The 16,867-nt window shown below is 66.3% G+C and carries 14 protein-coding genes; 10 read left to right on the plus strand and 4 right to left on the minus strand.

Going from position 1 to position 16,867, the window contains the following annotated elements:
• The first annotated feature begins 253 nt into the window (after positions 1-253).
• From AC6IW9_RS06010 to AC6IW9_RS06030, 5 genes are all read left to right on the plus strand, one after another.
• A complete protein-coding gene (locus tag AC6IW9_RS06010; RefSeq protein WP_497770220.1) occupies positions 254-3,442 on the plus strand; it encodes a two-partner secretion domain-containing protein in 3,189 nt (1,062 codons plus the stop codon).
• Positions 3,443-3,521: 79 nt separating this feature from the next.
• On the plus strand, positions 3,522-5,192 hold the full coding sequence (locus tag AC6IW9_RS06015; RefSeq protein ID WP_497770222.1) for a ShlB/FhaC/HecB family hemolysin secretion/activation protein: 1,671 nt from the start codon (positions 3,522-3,524) through the stop codon (positions 5,190-5,192).
• A gap of 126 nt (positions 5,193-5,318) precedes the next feature.
• Entirely contained in the window at positions 5,319-5,501 is a 183-nt protein-coding gene (locus AC6IW9_RS06020; RefSeq protein ID WP_497770225.1) for a hypothetical protein, read from the plus strand.
• A gap of 46 nt (positions 5,502-5,547) precedes the next feature.
• Positions 5,548-6,267, plus strand: coding sequence for a cell envelope integrity protein TolA (gene tolA / locus AC6IW9_RS06025; RefSeq protein ID WP_497770228.1), 720 nt, complete (start codon positions 5,548-5,550; stop codon positions 6,265-6,267).
• A gap of 106 nt (positions 6,268-6,373) precedes the next feature.
• A complete protein-coding gene (locus AC6IW9_RS06030) occupies positions 6,374-6,550 on the plus strand; it encodes a DUF2239 family protein (protein WP_497772452.1) in 177 nt (58 codons plus the stop codon).
• A gap of 53 nt (positions 6,551-6,603) precedes the next feature.
• Here AC6IW9_RS06030 and AC6IW9_RS06035 read toward each other — a convergent pair whose 3' ends face one another.
• Positions 6,604-7,113, minus strand: a complete 510-nt coding sequence (locus AC6IW9_RS06035; RefSeq protein WP_497770232.1) for a DUF2852 domain-containing protein — start codon at positions 7,111-7,113, stop codon at positions 6,604-6,606.
• 193 nt (positions 7,114-7,306) lie between these two features.
• Between AC6IW9_RS06035 and clcA the strand changes: the two genes are divergently transcribed.
• Complete coding sequence (clcA, locus tag AC6IW9_RS06040) at positions 7,307-8,902, plus strand: H(+)/Cl(-) exchange transporter ClcA (protein ID WP_497770235.1); 1,596 nt, start codon at positions 7,307-7,309, stop codon at positions 8,900-8,902.
• Positions 8,903-8,917: 15 nt separating this feature from the next.
• Here clcA and AC6IW9_RS06045 read toward each other — a convergent pair whose 3' ends face one another.
• Entirely contained in the window at positions 8,918-9,409 is a 492-nt protein-coding gene (locus AC6IW9_RS06045) for a hypothetical protein (RefSeq protein WP_497770238.1), read from the minus strand.
• A gap of 312 nt (positions 9,410-9,721) precedes the next feature.
• Between AC6IW9_RS06045 and acs the strand changes: the two genes are divergently transcribed.
• The 3 genes from acs (at position 9,722) to AC6IW9_RS06060 (ending at position 13,906) form a co-directional block, all read left to right on the plus strand.
• Positions 9,722-11,656, plus strand: coding sequence for an acetate--CoA ligase (gene acs / locus AC6IW9_RS06050; RefSeq protein ID WP_497770240.1), 1,935 nt, complete (start codon positions 9,722-9,724; stop codon positions 11,654-11,656).
• Positions 11,657-11,843: 187 nt separating this feature from the next.
• A complete protein-coding gene (locus tag AC6IW9_RS06055; protein WP_497770243.1) occupies positions 11,844-12,734 on the plus strand; it encodes an NAD(P)-dependent methylenetetrahydromethanopterin dehydrogenase in 891 nt (296 codons plus the stop codon).
• Positions 12,735-12,877: 143 nt separating this feature from the next.
• On the plus strand, positions 12,878-13,906 hold the full coding sequence (locus AC6IW9_RS06060) for a hydantoinase/oxoprolinase family protein (RefSeq protein ID WP_497770247.1): 1,029 nt from the start codon (positions 12,878-12,880) through the stop codon (positions 13,904-13,906).
• A gap of 12 nt (positions 13,907-13,918) precedes the next feature.
• Here AC6IW9_RS06060 and AC6IW9_RS06065 read toward each other — a convergent pair whose 3' ends face one another.
• Positions 13,919-15,313, minus strand: a complete 1,395-nt coding sequence (locus AC6IW9_RS06065; RefSeq protein WP_497770249.1) for an ATP-binding protein — start codon at positions 15,311-15,313, stop codon at positions 13,919-13,921.
• Between the two features lie 186 nt (positions 15,314-15,499).
• On the opposite strand from AC6IW9_RS06065, the gene AC6IW9_RS06070 reads away from it, so the two are divergent.
• Entirely contained in the window at positions 15,500-16,129 is a 630-nt protein-coding gene (locus tag AC6IW9_RS06070; protein WP_497772453.1) for a response regulator, read from the plus strand.
• Positions 16,130-16,143: 14 nt separating this feature from the next.
• Here the strand turns inward: AC6IW9_RS06070 and AC6IW9_RS06075 are convergent, their stop codons facing one another.
• Entirely contained in the window at positions 16,144-16,638 is a 495-nt protein-coding gene (locus AC6IW9_RS06075) for a hypothetical protein (RefSeq protein WP_497770253.1), read from the minus strand.
• Positions 16,639-16,867 lie beyond the last annotated feature (229 nt).

Here is a 16,867-nt window from a genome sequence, read left to right on the forward strand (position 1 = left end):
GCATCGACGCCGCGGCGGCCGGTCCACGATATATAGTCGGACCGGTCGAAAATCCGTTCAGGCGAAGCCATACCCATTATGTCCGAATTTTGTTCGCGATGCGCTTATTTTTCGCATTACGTACAGGCGCCATTCATTATATATTAATCATATATATCGAGCGCCGCAGCAGGCGCTCGATATCCTGTCGCATGTGCGCGGTCGAGACCGGTCGCATGCGTATATTGCTGAAAAGTCGGCTGGGGAGATTGTAATGAAGCATATTCGAAGGGGTTGGCGGGCGCACATGGATTTCGTGGACCGGTGCTTTCCCTTCTCCGGCGCTCTCGGCGAATCGGCTCCAATCCTCGGAGCGGCGGCGATGGCGCGAAAGCTAGAGGCCCGGCGGACCAGTTTCGCGACGATGACGGCGGTGGCCGCGCTGCTTGCCGGCGTCCGGCCGGTCGCGGCCGCGCCGACGGGGGGGACGGTCGTCGAAGGCGGCGCCTCCATCTCGCAGAACGGCCCCGCCACCAACGTCGATCAGTCCACCAATCGCGCGATCATCGATTGGCTGGGCTTCTCCGTCGGCGCCGGCGAATCGGTCAACTTCTATCAGCCGACCAATCTCTCGGTGACGCTCAACCGCGTCATCGGAAACGAGACGAGCGTCATCGCCGGCGCGCTCAACGCCAACGGCCGCGTGTTCATCGTCAATTCCAACGGCGTGCTGTTCACCAGGGACGCGCAGGTCAATGTCGGCGGCCTCGTCGCCTCCACGCTCGACATCTCCAATTCCGATTTCATGGCCGGGAACTACCGCTTCTCGGGCTCCTCCACCGCCGGCGTCGTCAATCGCGGCAATATACGCGCGAGCGACGGCGGCTATGTCGCTCTGCTCGGGCGCACAGTGTCCAACGAGGGCGCGATCATCGCGACGCTGGGCTCCATCGCCCTCGCGTCCGGCGACAAGATCACGCTCAATTTCGGCGGCGACTCCCTCGTCGACGTGACGGTCGACAAGGGGACCTACAAGGCGCTCGTCCAGAACAAGGGATTGATCCAGGCGGACGGCGGCCGCGTGGTGATGACCGCGAGGGCCGCCGACGCGGTTCTGTCGGCGCAGGTCAACAACAGCGGGATCGTGCGGGCGCGCACGCTCGCCGATCTGACCGGCGGCGCGGCCTCGCAGGGAGCGGTGCGGATCGGCAAGATCAAGCTCCTCGCCTCGGGCGGAACGACGAAGGTCTCGGGCCGGCTCGACGCATCGGCGCCCCATGGCGGCCGCGGCGGCGAGATCGACACGAGCGGCGACAAGGTGAAGATCGCCGACAGCGCGGTCATCACGACCAGGGCGGCGAGCGGCCGGCATGGCGACTGGATCATCGATCCGGACGGCTTCACCATTGCGGTCTCGGGCGGCGACATCACCGGCGCGGCGCTGAGCCAGCAGCTCGAATCGAACAATGTGACGATCTTTTCGACGCAAGGGAGCGGCGTCAGCGGCGATATCGACGTCAACGACGCGGTGAGCTGGGCGGCGAACACCACGCTCACCTTCAATGCGACGAAGAACATCAACATCAACGACGCGATCTATGCGAGCGGCGAGAGCGCCGGACTCGTGCTGAACTACGGCGATTTCGCCGCGACCGGCTCCGTCGCCGAAGGAGCCGATTACAAGATCGGCGCCGGCGGATCGGTGTCGCTGTTCGGCGACGACGCGAGTCTCTCGATCAACGGGCAGGCCTATACGCTGATCCATGACATGGAGCATCTGGCCGGCCTCAGCGCGCCCGTCCTGGACGCCGATGGGCAATGGAGCATGGATCCCGACGGCAATCCGATCTATACGATCGCCGAAGGCTTTTACGCATTGGCGACCAACCTGGATGCATCGGGAACGACCTATTCCGCTCCGCCGATCATCATGTTTCGGGGAACGCTGGCGGGGCTCGGCCACACGATCGACAATCTGAAGGTCCAGGAGCCTTTGTCCGGACCGACATTCGCCGCGGCGCTGATCGGCACGATCGGGCGCGGCGCGACGGTGCGCGATCTCGGACTGCGCGATGTGGACATCGAGAGCCAGACATTCGCCGCCGGTCTCGCTACGGTCAACGTCGGAACGATCGACAATGTCTTCGTCGCCGGCAAGTTGAAATCCGTCGGCGAAACCGGCGGCCTCGTCACCGAAAACGCCGGCACGATCTCCAACTCCTACACCGATGTCGTGATCACATCATCGGGGAGCATCACCGGCGGCTTGGTCGGGGTCAATTACACCACCATCATCAACTCGACATCCAATGGAACGATCGCAGTCGACGCGCTGACCCTTCCGGACGGCGGATACCAGTCCGCGGACCTTGTCGGGGGATTCGTCGGATATAATTTCGGAACGATCTCGTACTCCCAGTCCAATGTGGACATCACGGGATCGAATATCTCGAAGGTCGGCGGTTTTGCCGGACAAAACGAATGGGGTGGCGTCATCACCAATTCTTCGGCCACCGGAACCATCACGGTGACCAATTCAAACTTCGCCTACCAAGGAGTCGGATATGGCGGCTTCACCGGATCCAACGCCGGCGAGATCGACTCCTCGGCCGCGACCGGCGGCGTGACGATCATCACGGTCGACGGGCCCGCGAATTTCATCTCCTCGTCGGGAATCGGCGGCTTTACTGGAAGCAACACCGGCAACATCAGCAATTCGACCGCGACGGGAGCAGTCGCCGGCGTCGGCGCCGGAACGGATGGACTGGGCGGCTTCGCCGGAACGACCGATGGCGGCAGCATCACGACCTCCTTCGCCGGCGGCGCCGTCAGCGGTCCGCCGGGAGCGCTCATCGCCGGATTCATCGGACAAAACTTGTTCGGCAATACGCAGCTGAGCGGGAACAGCTACAATCCGACCACGACGGGGCAAAGCACCGCCGTCGCGAATGGCGGCAATGGCGACTCGGATGCGGCGAGGGTCGATCGAGCGCCAGACAGCGCCACCGTCGTCAGGAACAGAGGCGGCGATTTCGGAGCGGCCGCCGCCAATGGCGTCGCGCGGGTCGAAGCCGCGCGCGACGCCGCCGCGGTGCGAGCGGCGGAGCGCGCCGAGGCCGTGCAGGCCGCGCCGCGCGTCGCCAATGTGCTGGCGTCCGCAGCGAGCGTGGAGACCGCGTCCGCGCCCTCCTCCGCCGCCTCTGCATCGGCGGGCAAGCGGGCGATCGAATCGCGCACGGAGGCCAAGCTCGACGACAATGTGAAGATCGACGAACCGCCGCAGGAGCCGCCGCCGGCTCAACGCAAGGCGCATCCCAAGCGGCAGGCGGATTCGGCGGCGTCGGCGCACAGGGCACGCGGCGGACAGGGCGGCGGCCTCGGCACGCGCATCCGCAGCATCGATGTCGAAGGGCAGCGTTACGAGCTGAACGGCGGCGGCGCGGCGACTCCGAAAAATCGCTAACGAGTCTCGAAAGGTCTTCAGTCCGATGATATTTCACAGCACGGCCGCATCCCGCGCCGCCCTTCTCTGCGCCTTGTCGATGACGGCGCCGTCGGCTCTCGCTCAAAGCGTTCCGGCGCCTCCCTACAACATCGGCTCGGCCGTGCGCGAGGCGGAGGAGACGCGACGGGCGCCGCCGCCGGCTTCCTCCGCCGCGCCCATCCTGCCCCAGCTCGTGGAGCCGAGGCTCACGCTCCCGGGAAAGGAGAGCCTCTTCGTCCGAAGCTTCGTCGTCGAGGATCATGCGGCCGAGGACGATGCGGCGTTGCGCGAGATCCTGGCGCCTCATGAAGCAAAGAAGCTGACGCTCGCGCAAATCTATGCGGTCGCCGATCAGGTGACCGCCTATTATCGCGCGAAAGGCTATCTGCTCGCCAAGGCCTATGTCCCTGCGCAGGACGCGCGCAAAGGCGCGCTGCGCATCAAGCTCCTCCCCGGCCGATATGGAAGCGTCGTGGTGAAGAACGGCTCGCTCGTCGACGACGATGTTCTGCAGGGCTTCGTCGAGCAGGCGCGCGAAGCGTCGCCGATCATCCAAAAGGAGCCGCTCGAACGCTCGATGTTGCTCGTCTCCGATCTGTCCGGCGCGGCGACGCCGCGCGTCGTCGTCTCCCCGGGCCGCGAGCAGGGCGCGTCCGATCTCGTTTTCGACGTGCCGGAGGACAATCGCTTCACGGGTTATCTGTTCGGCGACAATGTCGGCTCGCCCTACACCGGCCGCGGCCGGCTGAACGGCGGCGTCGCGGTGAATTCGCCCTTCGGCGTCGGCGACCGCCTGTCGGCGTCGGGCATCGTTTCGGAAGACGCCAATCTCGCCAATGCGCGCGTCGCCTATTCGCTTCCGCTCGGACCCGAGGGATTGCGCGCCGAGATCGGCGCCTACCGCACGACCTATGCGCTGACGGGCGTCTATGACGCGCTCGAAGCGACCGGCCGCGCCGAAGCCGTCACCGCGACGCTGAGCTATGCGGCTTTGCGTCAGCGCGACGAGAGTCTCTATCTCTGGGCGAACTTCACCTACAAATGGCTCGACGACAAGATCGCGGCGACATCGATCGCGCGGCGGCGGCTGGCGCTCGGAGCGGTCGGCGTCAATTACGATACGCTCGGCGAACTCTTCGAACGGCCCTTCGTGGTCGGCTCGTCCTTGTCCTTCGCCGGCGGCTCGGTCGAATTTCCCGATGCCGTGCATTACAGAAACAACATCCTCGGCGCGCATACGGCCGGGGACTATTATCGCATCAATCTGTCGGTGAATGCGACGCTGGCGATCGATGAGAATTTCTCCTTCTCGACCACGCTGCGGGCGCAGAAGGCGCTCAACCGCAATCTCGATTCGAGCGAGCAGATCGGCATTGCCGGCTTTTACGGCGTGCGTTCCTTCGACGAAGGCCTCGCCGGCGACAGCGGCTTCGTGGTGACGCCCGAGCTCAAATATGCGCTGCCGACGATCGAGAATTATCGCCACTCGTTCGGCGTCTTCACCGACATCGGCGCGGCCTGGCTCGAGGACGGTTCCTACACGACGACGCAAAGGAGCTATACGCAGATCGCCGCTGTGGGCGCCGGCTATTCGGCGGCTTATGAATATTCGAGCGGACGTTATCTGCTGCTGAAGGCGCAGGTCGCGCACAGCTATGGAAGCAATCACGGCGCTTTCGCCTATGATCGTCACACCAAAGGCCTCGTACAAGTCGGCTTCACGTTTTAGCGCAGAGGGCGCGACGGGGTCCAATGTCTGGGCGCAGCTCGATGGCCTTCTTCCCGCCCCGGACATCGTCGTACTCGCGAACATGCTCGTCGACATGACGCTGCGAGCTTCGTTGCCGTGAGACGCTTGCCCGTCTCGCTGCGGCAGGTTGGCCATGCGCAAGCGGAGAAGCGCAAAGACGACGATCCGCCCGACGATTGCGGCGTCCGCCTCGATGGCGAGCGCGATAGCCGACAGGACCTCGAGCGCCGGCTTGGCGTTCCGGCCGACGCGCGATGCGCGTGCGCGCGGATCGGCTGCGACGGCTGAATTTCACCAAGGTCGCGTTGCAGAGCAGAGTGGTTGTGAAATAGGCATGACGACCGTCATCACCATGTTCGAACCGACGAGGCGCGGGCGGCGCCGCTTCACGCTCTTGCACGGCTTTGTCGTCTCGCTCGCGCTGCACGGCGCCGTCTGGCTGCTGTTCGTCGCCGAATTCTGGCCGGAGGATCAGGAATCTGTCCTGCCGCTCGCCTTCGATCTCGAAGGCGTGCTGTCCGACAGCGAGACGGAAGAGGCGACCGCTCAGGACGTCAAAGGCGTGGAGCAGCCGCCGGAAGACGTCAGCGTCAAGCAAGACGCGACGCCGGTCCCCGAAGAGGACCGCAACGACGAAATCGCGCAGAATCCGAAGCAGGCGACCGACACGCCTCCCCCAAATAAGAAAAAGGCCGACGCCGGCGCGCGTGATACGAAAGGCGAGGAAGAGGAGCGAAAGGCGCAGACGAGCGCCAAGCACGAAACGCAAGAGGACGATCCCGTCAACGCCTACGCCAAGCAATTGGCGAAAAGGATCAGACGGCTGGCCTATGCGGCGAAAGCGCGCGCGGCCGGCCTGCGCGGCACGGCGACCGTCTCCTTCACTATCGCCGCGAGCGGGCAGATCGTCGCGAATACTCTGCGCATCACCGCCAGCAGCGGTCATGCGCAGCTCGATGCGGATGCGCTGAAGACCGTCCGCGCCGCGAGCCCTTTCGCGCCGCCGCCGCGCGAAATGACCGTCGCTGTGGACGTCTTCTCGAACGGGCGCTGAGCCTGCGGCGGAAAAGGAAGCCGAAAGGGAGGAAAATCTCGCGGCCTCGCGGGCGGTTGCGCCGAGGCGTGGCGAGGGGACTCGGATAATATGTCCGGGTCCGGCCCTGCGTCGGGACGCCGCTTATCGGCTCATGGCCGCGATGGCCGGCGATCGAGCCGGATTCGAGGAGGCCGCGAGGGACCTGTTCTCAGGCGAACTCGAGCGATTCGGCGCGCTCGTCGACGCTCGGCCGGCCGATGTCCGGGTTCATGTGAGAGGCCTGGCGTCTCCAGCGCCATAGGCGCGACGAACGCCGCGACCCGAAAAGGGCCGCGGCCTTCCCGTGCGGCAGGATCAATTCTCAGGCGGCCGCCCGCCGCCGGCGCGCCGGCGCGCCTGCATGAAGGATTCGAACTCGTCGCGGTCGCGGGCACGGCGCAGCTCCTCGATATGCTCGGCGAATTCGCGCTCCGCCTCGGCGAGCTTGCGACGCTCCTCCTCGAGCCGGGCGAGCTCGCTCTCACGCCAGTCGTCGAAGGCGACATTTCCCGACGAGCGCATGAAGCCCGGCCCGCGCCAGCCGTCCGAGCGGCTTTGTCCGCTCGCCTCGCGCCAACGCGCCTGCAGATCGGCCGCGCGCTCCTGCGCGAAGGCGAAGACGTCTCCCTCATAGCCGAATTTGCGCTGCCACACCTTGAACAGCAGAATGGCGAGGCCGATCGGCCAGAAGACGATGAAGCCGAGGATCACGGCGAGAAGCTCGACCGGCTTGAAGCCGCGTCCGCAGCCGCCGAATCGCTCGTGCGGGTCGAAGCCTGCGCCGCTCGGGGAATGGCCCATGCGGGAGTGACGATGACAGCCCATGTTCGGACGCTCCGGTTCCTTTGCATCGCGACCGCGCGATCGGACACTCCTTTCGACCGCGGCCGATGTGAATGTTATATACATTAACATCGATGTTTCGCCAAGAGGTCCCCGACGCTTTCGCTTTTCCCGTCGTTCTCTTCTCGCGCGGGCGCCTTATGCTGGCTCGAATTGCGCAGGCTATGAGCCCCCGATGGACGACGAAACGGACCTGTTGCTCGCGGCCTTCGTCGTCCTCGGCTGCCTGGCGCTGCCGGCGCTGCTGCGCCTCGCGCGCGGCCGCCGCCTGCGTGTCGCGCATGGCCAAAAGACAGCCGAGGCGGCGGATGTCCTGTCGCTCGGCGGAAGCCGCCGCCTCGTGCTGACGCACGACCCTCTCGCGGAGCGGCTCATTCTGATCGGCGGGCCGAACGACATCGTCGTCGAGCCGAACATCGACCACGCGCCTCCCGCTCCCGTCGAGCAACCGCCGCCGCCCACGCAGCTTGTCGGGCTGTTTCCCCTCGCGCTTCTGTCGGTCGCGGCGGGCGTGATGGTCGGGCTGCTCTGCGGTTTCTTCCGCCTGGCCCTGCAGCAGGCCGATCATTTGCGCAACGCGATACCGGTCTGGACGCAGGACCAGCCTGCGCTCGGCTGCGCGCTGATGGTCGCCGGCGCGGCCGCCGCGGCGTGGCTCGCCGCCTTTCTCGTGCGGCGAATCGCGCCTTCCGGCGCCGGCAGCGGCATTCCGCATGTCGAATCGGTGCTCCGCCGCGAGGAGCCGCCCGCTTCGCCCGTTCTGCTGCCGGTGAAATTCATCGGCGGCGTCCTGGCCATCGGCGCCGGCCTGGCGCTCGGGCGAGAAGGACCCTCGGTGCAGATGGGCGCGACGCTCGCCCATCAGATCGGCCGCCTGTTCCGCCGTGAATGGCGCGACGCCGAGGCGCTGCTCGCCTCGGGCGCCGGGGCGGGGCTGGCGGCGGCCTTCAACGCGCCGCTCGCCGGCTCGGCCTTCGTGCTCGAGGAGCTGCTGCGGCGCTTCGACATGCGCCATGCGACCGTCGCGCTCGGGGCTTCGGTCGGCGCAATCGCCGTGATGCGCCTCATGATCGGCCCGACGCCGGAACTGCGCGTCGCGCCGCATTTCGCCGTCGACGCGCTCGATATCGCGGGGAGTCTCGCCATCGGCGCGGCGGCCGGCGTGATCGGTCTGGCCTATAATCGCGCCATTCTCGGAGCGCTCGACCTCGCAGACGATCTGCCCTGGAACATCGAGCGCAAGGCGGCGCTGATCGGCGCCGCCGTCGGCGCGCTCGCTTTCTTCGCGCCGGGCGTCGTCGGCGGCGGCGAGAGTCTGACCCAGCGAACGCTCGACGGCGAATTCGCGCTCGCGATTCTGCCGGTCGTTTTCGCGTTGCGCTTTCTGCTCGGCGTCGTCTCTTACGCGGCGGGCGCGCCGGGAGGGCTGTTCGCGCCTCTGCTCACGCTCGGCGCCGAGCTCGGCTTCTTCTTCGGCCTCGCTCTCCACGGCGCCGAGGCGCAGGAGAAGAGCATGGGCTATGCGATCGTCGGCATGGCGGCTTATTTCGCCGCCGTCGTGCGCGCGCCGCTCACCGGAATGATCCTCATCACCGAGATGACCGACAGCTCCGAGCTGCTGCTGCCCATGCTCGCCGCCTGTTTCGGCGCCATGGCGACCGGCGCGGCCTGCCGCAACGAGCCGATCTACGACTCGCTGAGGGAGCGCGCGGCCCGCCTCGCGCGGCGCGCGCAGGCCGGAGCTTCTTCCTCGACGCGCCTTCCCCGATGATCGCGCCGGCGCGTCTCAGGCGGCGTCCGGAACGAGGCCGTCGTCGATCGCCAGCAGGCCTTTGCGACGTTTGCGGTCGCGCGGGCGCGGCGGCTTGCGATTGTAATAGTCGAACAAGACGTCCCGATAGAGCTTCACGACTTGCCGCTCGTCGAGCGCGAACAGCAGGCCGGCGGCGAGACGCAGCAGCAGATAGACGGCGCCTTCGAACAAAAAGGCGCTCGGATGCGTGAACATCACCGGAAGCGCCGAAGCGATGACCGCGCCATACAGAGACGCGATCGCATAGCGCGGATTCTCTCGCGCCCACAGGAACAGACGCAACAGCTCGCGATAGCCGACGAGATTGATGAGCGGCGAATAGAGCTCGACGCTGAACGAGCCGTTTTGGACGTCGACGATCGCCCGGGCGAAGGCGACGATCGCCACGAGGGAATAGAAGATGGTGTCGCAGCGGCGAAGGCAGAGTTCGCGAACCTCATCGAAAGAAAACCCGCTTCTCTTCATGTCGGCTCCTGGAAGGCTGAAGGATGTCGCGCCAAAAGAGCCGCAAATCCGGCGCCGATCATGGTTTCGGCAGGATGAAATTCAGCTCGCGGCATGCGCGCAGCTCCTGTAATACGTAGGATTTGGAAGCGATCTGCGACCCGTTGTCGCGGCGGCGCGGGGCCTCTGCGAAGGGCGAGCGCGGCCTTCGGCGCCGAAACGGCGGGCGCCCTTCGGCGAAAAGCGCCATGGCCTGTGGCGTGAAACCAAGTCATATTCACGACAAAGAAGATGGCGCTCGCAAGCGGCGCCGACGACCGGGAGAACGCTCGAATGTCGGAAAAAATCTATCCCGTGCCGGAGGCGTGGCAAAAGGTCGCGCGGATCGACGCCGAAACATACGAGGAGCTCTACCGGCGCTCGATCGACGATCCGAACGGGTTCTGGGCCGAGCAGGGACGGCGCATCGAATGGATCGCGCCGTTCACGCGCGTCAAGAACGTGAGCTTCGACACGCATAATGTCTCGATCGAATGGTTCGGCGACGGCACGACCAATGTCGCGATGAATTGCATCGACCGCCATCTGCCGCATCGCGCCGAGCAGACCGCCATCATATGGGAGGCCGACGATCCTTCGCTCTCGCGCCACATCACATACGCCGAACTGCACGAGCAGGTGTGTCGCTTCGCCAATGTGCTGAAGGCGCATGGCGTGCGCAAAGGCGATCGCGTGACGATCTATATGTCGATGATTCCGGAGACCGCTTACGCCATGCTCGCCTGCGCGCGCATCGGCGCCGTGCATTCGGTCGTGTTCGGCGGCTTCTCGCCCGACGCGCTCGCCGGCCGCATCGAGGACGCGCAATCGGATGTGGTGATCACGGCGGACGAGGGCGTGCGCGGCGGCAGACGGACTCCGCTCAAGGACAATGTCGATGTCGCGCTGGAGAAGACGCCGGCCAAGACGGTCATCGTCGTCACGCGCACCGGCGCGAAGATCGATATGAAGCCCGGCCGCGATTTCCGCTATGAGGAAGAGGCGAAGAAGGTCCCGGACGACTGTCCCTACGCCGAGGTCGGCGCCGAGGACCCTCTGTTCATTCTCTATACGTCGGGCTCGACCGGCAAGCCGAAGGGCGTGCTGCACACGACCGGCGGCTATCTCGTCTACGCCGCGCTCACCCATGAGCTCGTGTTCGATTATCGCGAGGGCGAGGTGTTCTGGTGTTCGGCCGACGTCGGCTGGGTGACGGGCCATAGCTATATCGTCTACGGCCCGCTCGCCAATGGCGCGACGACTCTGATGTTCGAGGGCGTGCCCAATTACCCGACCGTCTCGCGCTTCTGGGAAGTGGTCGACAAGCACGCGGTCGGCATCTTCTACACGGCGCCCACCGCCATTCGCGCGCTGATGGGCGCGGGCGAGGAGCCGGTGAAGAAGACGAGCCGGAAGTCGCTGCGCCTGCTCGGCTCGGTCGGCGAGCCGATCAATCCGGAGGCCTGGGAATGGTATCACCGCGTCGTCGGCGAGGGCCGCTGCCCGATCGTCGACACCTGGTGGCAGACGGAGACCGGCGGCATTCTGATCTCGCCCTTTCCCGGCGCGACGGCGCTGAAGCCGGGCTCGGCGACGCGGCCTTTCTTCGGCGTGCAGCCGGAGATCGTCGACGCCGGCGGCAATGTGCGCGAGGGCCCCACGGAAGGAAATCTCGTGCTCGCCGACAGCTGGCCCGGACAGGCGCGGACGGTGTTCGGCGATCATGAGCGTTTCGTGCAGACCTATTTCACCGCTTATCCGGGCAAATATTTCACCGGCGACGGCTGCCGGCGCGACGCCGATGGCTATTATTGGATCACCGGCCGCGTCGACGACGTCATCAATGTCTCGGGCCATCGCCTGGGCACGGCGGAGATCGAGAGCGCCCTCGTCGCCCATGACAAGGTCGCCGAGGCGGCGGTGGTCGGCTTCCCCCATGCGATCAAAGGCCAGGGCGTCTACGCCTATGTGACGCTGATGGGCGGCGTCGAGCCCTCCGAGCGGCTGCGCAAGGAGCTGGTCGATTTCGTCCGCAAGGAGATTTCGGCGATCGCCTCGCCCGATGTGATCCAATTCGCCCCCGGCCTGCCGAAGACGCGTTCCGGCAAGATCATGCGCCGCATCCTGCGCAAGATCGCCGAGAACGAATTCGGCGCGCTGGGGGATACGTCGACGCTGGCCGATCCGAGCGTGGTGGAGGATTTGATCCGGAACCGGCCGGCGGGATGAGGCCGCGCCGCCGCGGGACAAGAGGCTGGACATTCGTCCCGTTCTGCGGTCTATGCGTCACGCCATTCGAGAGACCGGGACCCGCCGCGCCCGCTGTCCCGGGATCCGCGCATCCCGAAAGCTCCCGGAGCCCGGACGCTGCCGGCGTCCGCGCGCGCCGCGCCACAGAAGAGGTTAGGAAGTCCCCATGGCCGCCAAAGCGATCCTGCATATGTTGAGCACGCTGAAGCATATGAGCCCCTTCGACGTCAACATGGCGCTCGACGCGGGGTTCGACGCGGCGATCCCCTACACCAATGTGACGCTCGACGAAGTGACCGCCCTGGTGCAGGATGCGATGTTCTCGCGCGCGCCCTCGGCGGCCCTGCGCACCGGAATCTTCTTCGCCGGCCGTGACGCGATTCTCGCGCTCGACATGCTGGAGGCCGCCAAGGGCGCGCTGCTGAAGCCTTTCGAGATCTCGCTCTTCGCCGATCCCTACGGCTCCTTCACCACCGCAGGCGCCATGGTCGCCTTCGTCGAAAAGGTGCTGCGCGAGAAGAAGCAGCGCGAGCTGAAGGGCGCGAAGGTCGTCGTCTATGGCGCGACCGGCGTCGTCGGCTTCTCCTCCGCCGTCATCTCCGCGCTCGAGGGCGCCGAGGTGACGATCGTCGGCTATAGCGGCCTCGACCGCGTCGCCAAGCAGGCGGACGAGATCGAGAAGCGCTTCGGCGTGAAGGTGAAGCCGGCGGACGGCAGCAAGCCTGAGCAGGTCCGCAGCCTGCTGATCGAGAACGAGATCGCCCTCTGCGCGGCGCGCGCCGGCGTGCAGGTGCTCTCCAAGGAGGATCTCGCCGCCGCCAAGTCGCTGCTGATCGCCGCCGACGTCAACGCCGTGCCGCCGCTCGGCGTCGAGGGCGTCGGCCTGCATGACAAGGGCGTGGAGCTGCCCTCCGGCGCCCTCGGTATCGGCGCGCTCGCGATCGGCGACATCAAATACGGAACGGAATCGGGCCTGTTCAAGCAGATGACGACGTCCGACAAGCCGCTCTGCCTCGATTTCCGCCACGCTTTCGCGCTCGCTCGCGAGCTGGTCTGAGTCCGGCTGCGCCGAGGCGATCGGCATAAGATCGATCGGAAGCGACGTCGCCGCCTCCCCCTCGCGAGGGGACGTCGGCGGCGTCATGCCCATCGGCAGAACGCGCCGCTGCCGCTTTTTTCCTATTCAGAGGTCGTTTCGAAATGACGAGCGCGATCGGCTGGGACATCGGCGGCGCGAATTTGAAGGCTGCGCGCGCCGAGGGCGGGCGGATCGTCGCCGCGCTGCAGCTTCCCTGCAATCCGCATTATGGACTGGCGCGGCTCGAGGAGGCGATCGCGACGGCGCGCGATCGGCTGGGCCCCGCCGAACGTCACGCCGTCACCATGACCGCCGAGCTGTCGGACGCCTTCGAGACGCGCGCCGCCGGCGTCGCGACGATCGCCGCCATTTTCCTGCGTGAGGCCGGGGCGACTCACGCTCTCTTCTATGCCGGCGCGCGAGGGCTCGTCCCTTATGCCGCGCTCCCCGCGGCGGGGGCGGCGATCGCTTCGGCCAATTGGCGGGCGAGCGCCGAGCTCGTCGCGCGGACGATTCCCGAGGCGCTGCTGATCGACATCGGCTCCACGACGACCGATCTCGTTCCCGTCTCCGGCGGGCGCGTGACGGCGCTCGGCGGCGGGGACGCCGAGCGTCTCGCCCATGGCGAACTCGTCTATACGGGCCTGTTGCGCGGCGATCCTGCGGCGCCGCTCGCCCTGGCGCCGCTCGCCGGGCGCTGGACGCCGTTATTGCGCGAGAATTTCGCGACCATGGCGGATGTGCATCGCGTGCTCGGCGGGATTTCCGACGGCGCGGACGACGAACCGGCCGCGGATGGCCGCGCCAAGACGGAGGAAGGTTCGATCGCGCGGCTCGCCCGGCTCGCGGGCCGCGACGCGGCCGACGCCTCCCCCGAACAATGGCGAGCCTTCGCCGCCTTTCTGGCGCGGGCGCAAATGCGGGCGATCGAGGATCAGATCGCGCTGCTTCGTTCGCGCGGCGCGATGCGCGAAGACGCGCCGATCGTCGGCGCCGGCATCGGCCGCAGGCTTGTCGCTCGACTCGCGAGCGGGGAAGGGCGGGCCTACCGCGATATGGCCGAATTCATCGACGCAGCGCCGCAGGCCGCGCAGGAGGCCGCCGACTGCGCTCCGGCCGCCGCCCTGGCGCTGCTCGTCGGCGCCGAATAGCGACCAACCAGCTCACGGCTCGCCTTCGCTCTCGTCTGCGATCGGAAGAAAGACGGCGAGGCGCGTGCCCCCTTCGGGCCGCTTCTCGATCGACATGCGGCCGCCGAGCGCCTGGACGCGCTCGCGCATGCCGATGATGCCGAGCCCCAATTGCGGCCGATCCGGGATGCCTTTGCCGTCGTCCTCGACCATGATGCGCAGAGCGGCGCCGCATTCGGTTTCGATGGCTCCGCCGCCGACGGACTCCAGAGGCGCGAACTCGATGCGAATGCTCGCCCGGCTCGCGCCGGCGTGGCGAAAGACATTGGTCACCGCCTCCTGGACCACGCGATAGGCGGTCGCGGCGGTCTGTTCGTCCAGCGTCGACAGATCATGCGGCGCGATCAGCTCGACGGCGACGTCGGGGCGGGCGATCTTCCATGAGGCGATGAGCCCGCCGAGCACCGCGCCCAATCCGAAATCCGCGAGCCCTCTCGGCCGCAATCGTCCCAGCAGCCCGCCGAACAAGCTCTGCAGGGCTTCGCTCGCCCTGCCGATATTGGCGCAGATTTGCCGCAGGCGCGCGGGATCGGGGGCTCCGCTCTCGGAAAGCTCCGTGATCGCATGCGCGCCTGCTCGGATCGAGAACAGGCACGGTCCCGCCTCGTCGTGGAGATCGCGGGCGATCGCCTTGCGCTCGTCGTCCTGCACGCGAACGAGCTCGCTGAGCAGCGCTCTGTTCTCCGCCTTGACCTGATCCAGCGTCGCCGCGAGCGAGTTCACGGCGCCGGCGATCCCACGGAACTCCGTCGCGCCGGCGAGAGGAACGCGAACATTGCTCTTTCCGGCCTCCAGCTCGGACAGCGCCTGCTGCATTCGGCCGAAGGGCTGCAGCGAGCATCTCACGATGATGAGGACGATGGCCAAGATGGCGGATGTCGCGAGCAGGCTGACGAGCGCGAGCCAGGACACGTCCGACCAGATCTCCGCGAGCTCGTCGAGCGGATTGGACATGATGGCGATGCGTCCATAGTCGACGCCGCGGACGCGAACCGGAATGATCGAAACGCGCGGAGGCGCATCGACGAGTCCGGCGAACCAGCCCGGCACGCCGGTCTCGGCCGAAGATCGTCGCGCGAGCGGCTCGATCGGCGACTCTCCCGCGGGCAGCACGCGCACATCGACATGGCGCAGCGTTCCGAGACTCTCGTAGAACCGCCGCAGCGCCGGCGCCGGATCGCTCGTCTCCTGAATGCTCGCGACGGTCATCAGCACGAGTTCGCGCGTCAAGCGCAGGCTCGTTTCGTCCTCGGCGCGAATGCGCGGTCCGGCGTGCAGGACGAGAATTGCGATATCGACCGCCAAAGTCACGAGCAGCACGGCGCCGATGAGCCAGCTCAATCTCGCCTTGAGCGACAGGGACCACATGTGAGACCGCCCGAGTTTCGGAAGGAAAAGGCGTCGGACGGCAGGAGCGGCGAACCCGTGCGACGTGTCGACTTCCGCAGGAGCCTCGCCGGCAAAGCTCGGCCATTCGTCCAAACAACGGAAGATTATTGACAAATCGAACAAGATTTCAACATAGTCTTCGATCTATCGCAAAGAAGGACCATGATGCGCGTCCTCATCGTCGACGACCATCCCATGGTGATCGAGGGATGCCGCGGCATGCTCTCGGGGCAGGCCGACATCGAAGTCATCGAAGCGCATGACGCCGAAGAGGCGCTGAAGTCGCATGCGTCGTCCTCTCCGGACGTGACCGTTCTCGACATCAACCTCCCTGGCGCCTCGGGCTTCGATCTGTTGCACTCCTTGCTCGAGCGCAACAGGGAGTCGAAGATCATCGTGTTTACGATGAACGACGATCCGATGTTCGCGGCGCGCTCCATCGAGCAGGGCGCGCGCGGCTATGTCGCCAAGAACGAGGATCCGGCGAGCTTCGTCAGGGCCATTCGCGCCGTCGCGAGCGGCGAGCGCTATCTCTCCAGCGATCTCGCGCTCAAGGTCGCTTTTTCGGACAAGAAAACCAATAATCCGCTCGATGCGCTCAACGAGCGCGAGCTCGATATTCTGCGCCATCTCGCCGACGGCAAGGACATGACCGAAATGGCCTTCGCCATGAAGGTCTCCTACAAGACCGTCGCCAACAGCTGTGCGTTGCTGAAGCGCAAGCTCGGCGCGCGTTCTCGCTCTGATCTCATTCGAATTGCGGTGGAGAACCGCTTGTCGAAGAGGCTCCGCTGACGTTCGTCGCGGGTTCATGGCCCCGGCGGGCCGAAGCGCTCCTTTAATATGCGCAACGTTTCCGCCCTGTCGGCGCCGCCGCGGCGGAGCGAAAAATAATAGCCGCACAGCTCCCCATAGGTCGCCTTGCCGCGCTCGGCGTCGACGACCGCCGCAAGCCCCTCGATGATCGTCGCATAATCCTCCGTCATGCCCTCCTTGGCGAGCATTTCGGCGAGCTGAGCAGTGCGGTTGGCGACCATGCGCTCGGATTCGAGAAAAGACGAATCCGCTCGCATGAGCGCCTGTTTCAGCGCTTCGACTTGCGGGTCGGCCGGCGTCGCCGTGCGACCCAGTTCCTTGCTCGCCAGCCAGACCGCCGGATCGGCCGCGTCGCGCCGAAGCCAGGCGCCGGGCGTCTCATCCTCGATGCGGACCGAGTCGCTCGACGGCGCCGCGCTCTTGCTCTTGCCGTCGTCGCAAGAGCTCAGCGCGCCGACGCAGCAGAACATGACGGCGATGCGCCCCACCGCAATTCGCGAGGGCTTCCGCGCCCCGTGCGTCATATGTGGACGGCCCCTGATGGCAAGCGGAAAGTTCTGATCTGAACGACGAGGCTGGCTTTCGGTCATATGTCCGGCCTTTTTGCGCGGAGCGAATGTCCGCTGACCCTGATGAGGTCCGATCGCCATGGTCCCGATCATTGCGACGAGCTTTGCGCTCATGACGTGCGGCGGGGTGTCCTCGGCTTTCGGCTGC

Source organism: Methylosinus sp. shoA (genome assembly GCF_059718125.1).

Coding starts and splice junctions, on each gene's coding strand:
- AC6IW9_RS06060 (WP_497770247.1), top strand. CDS start 12,878: ATGACGAGCGCGATCGGCTGGGACATCGGCGGCGCGAATTTGAAGGCT.
- clcA (WP_497770235.1), top strand. CDS start 7,307: ATGGACGACGAAACGGACCTGTTGCTCGCGGCCTTCGTCGTCCTCGGC.
- AC6IW9_RS06045 (WP_497770238.1), bottom strand. CDS start 9,409: ATGAAGAGAAGCGGGTTTTCTTTCGATGAGGTTCGCGAACTCTGCCTT.
- acs (WP_497770240.1), top strand. CDS start 9,722: ATGTCGGAAAAAATCTATCCCGTGCCGGAGGCGTGGCAAAAGGTCGCG.
- AC6IW9_RS06055 (WP_497770243.1), top strand. CDS start 11,844: ATGGCCGCCAAAGCGATCCTGCATATGTTGAGCACGCTGAAGCATATG.
- AC6IW9_RS06010 (WP_497770220.1), top strand. CDS start 254: ATGAAGCATATTCGAAGGGGTTGGCGGGCGCACATGGATTTCGTGGAC.
- AC6IW9_RS06015 (WP_497770222.1), top strand. CDS start 3,522: ATGACGGCGCCGTCGGCTCTCGCTCAAAGCGTTCCGGCGCCTCCCTAC.
- AC6IW9_RS06070 (WP_497772453.1), top strand. CDS start 15,500: ATGCGCGTCCTCATCGTCGACGACCATCCCATGGTGATCGAGGGATGC.
- AC6IW9_RS06035 (WP_497770232.1), bottom strand. CDS start 7,113: ATGGGCTGTCATCGTCACTCCCGCATGGGCCATTCCCCGAGCGGCGCA.
- AC6IW9_RS06065 (WP_497770249.1), bottom strand. CDS start 15,313: ATGTGGTCCCTGTCGCTCAAGGCGAGATTGAGCTGGCTCATCGGCGCC.
- tolA (WP_497770228.1), top strand. CDS start 5,548: ATGACGACCGTCATCACCATGTTCGAACCGACGAGGCGCGGGCGGCGC.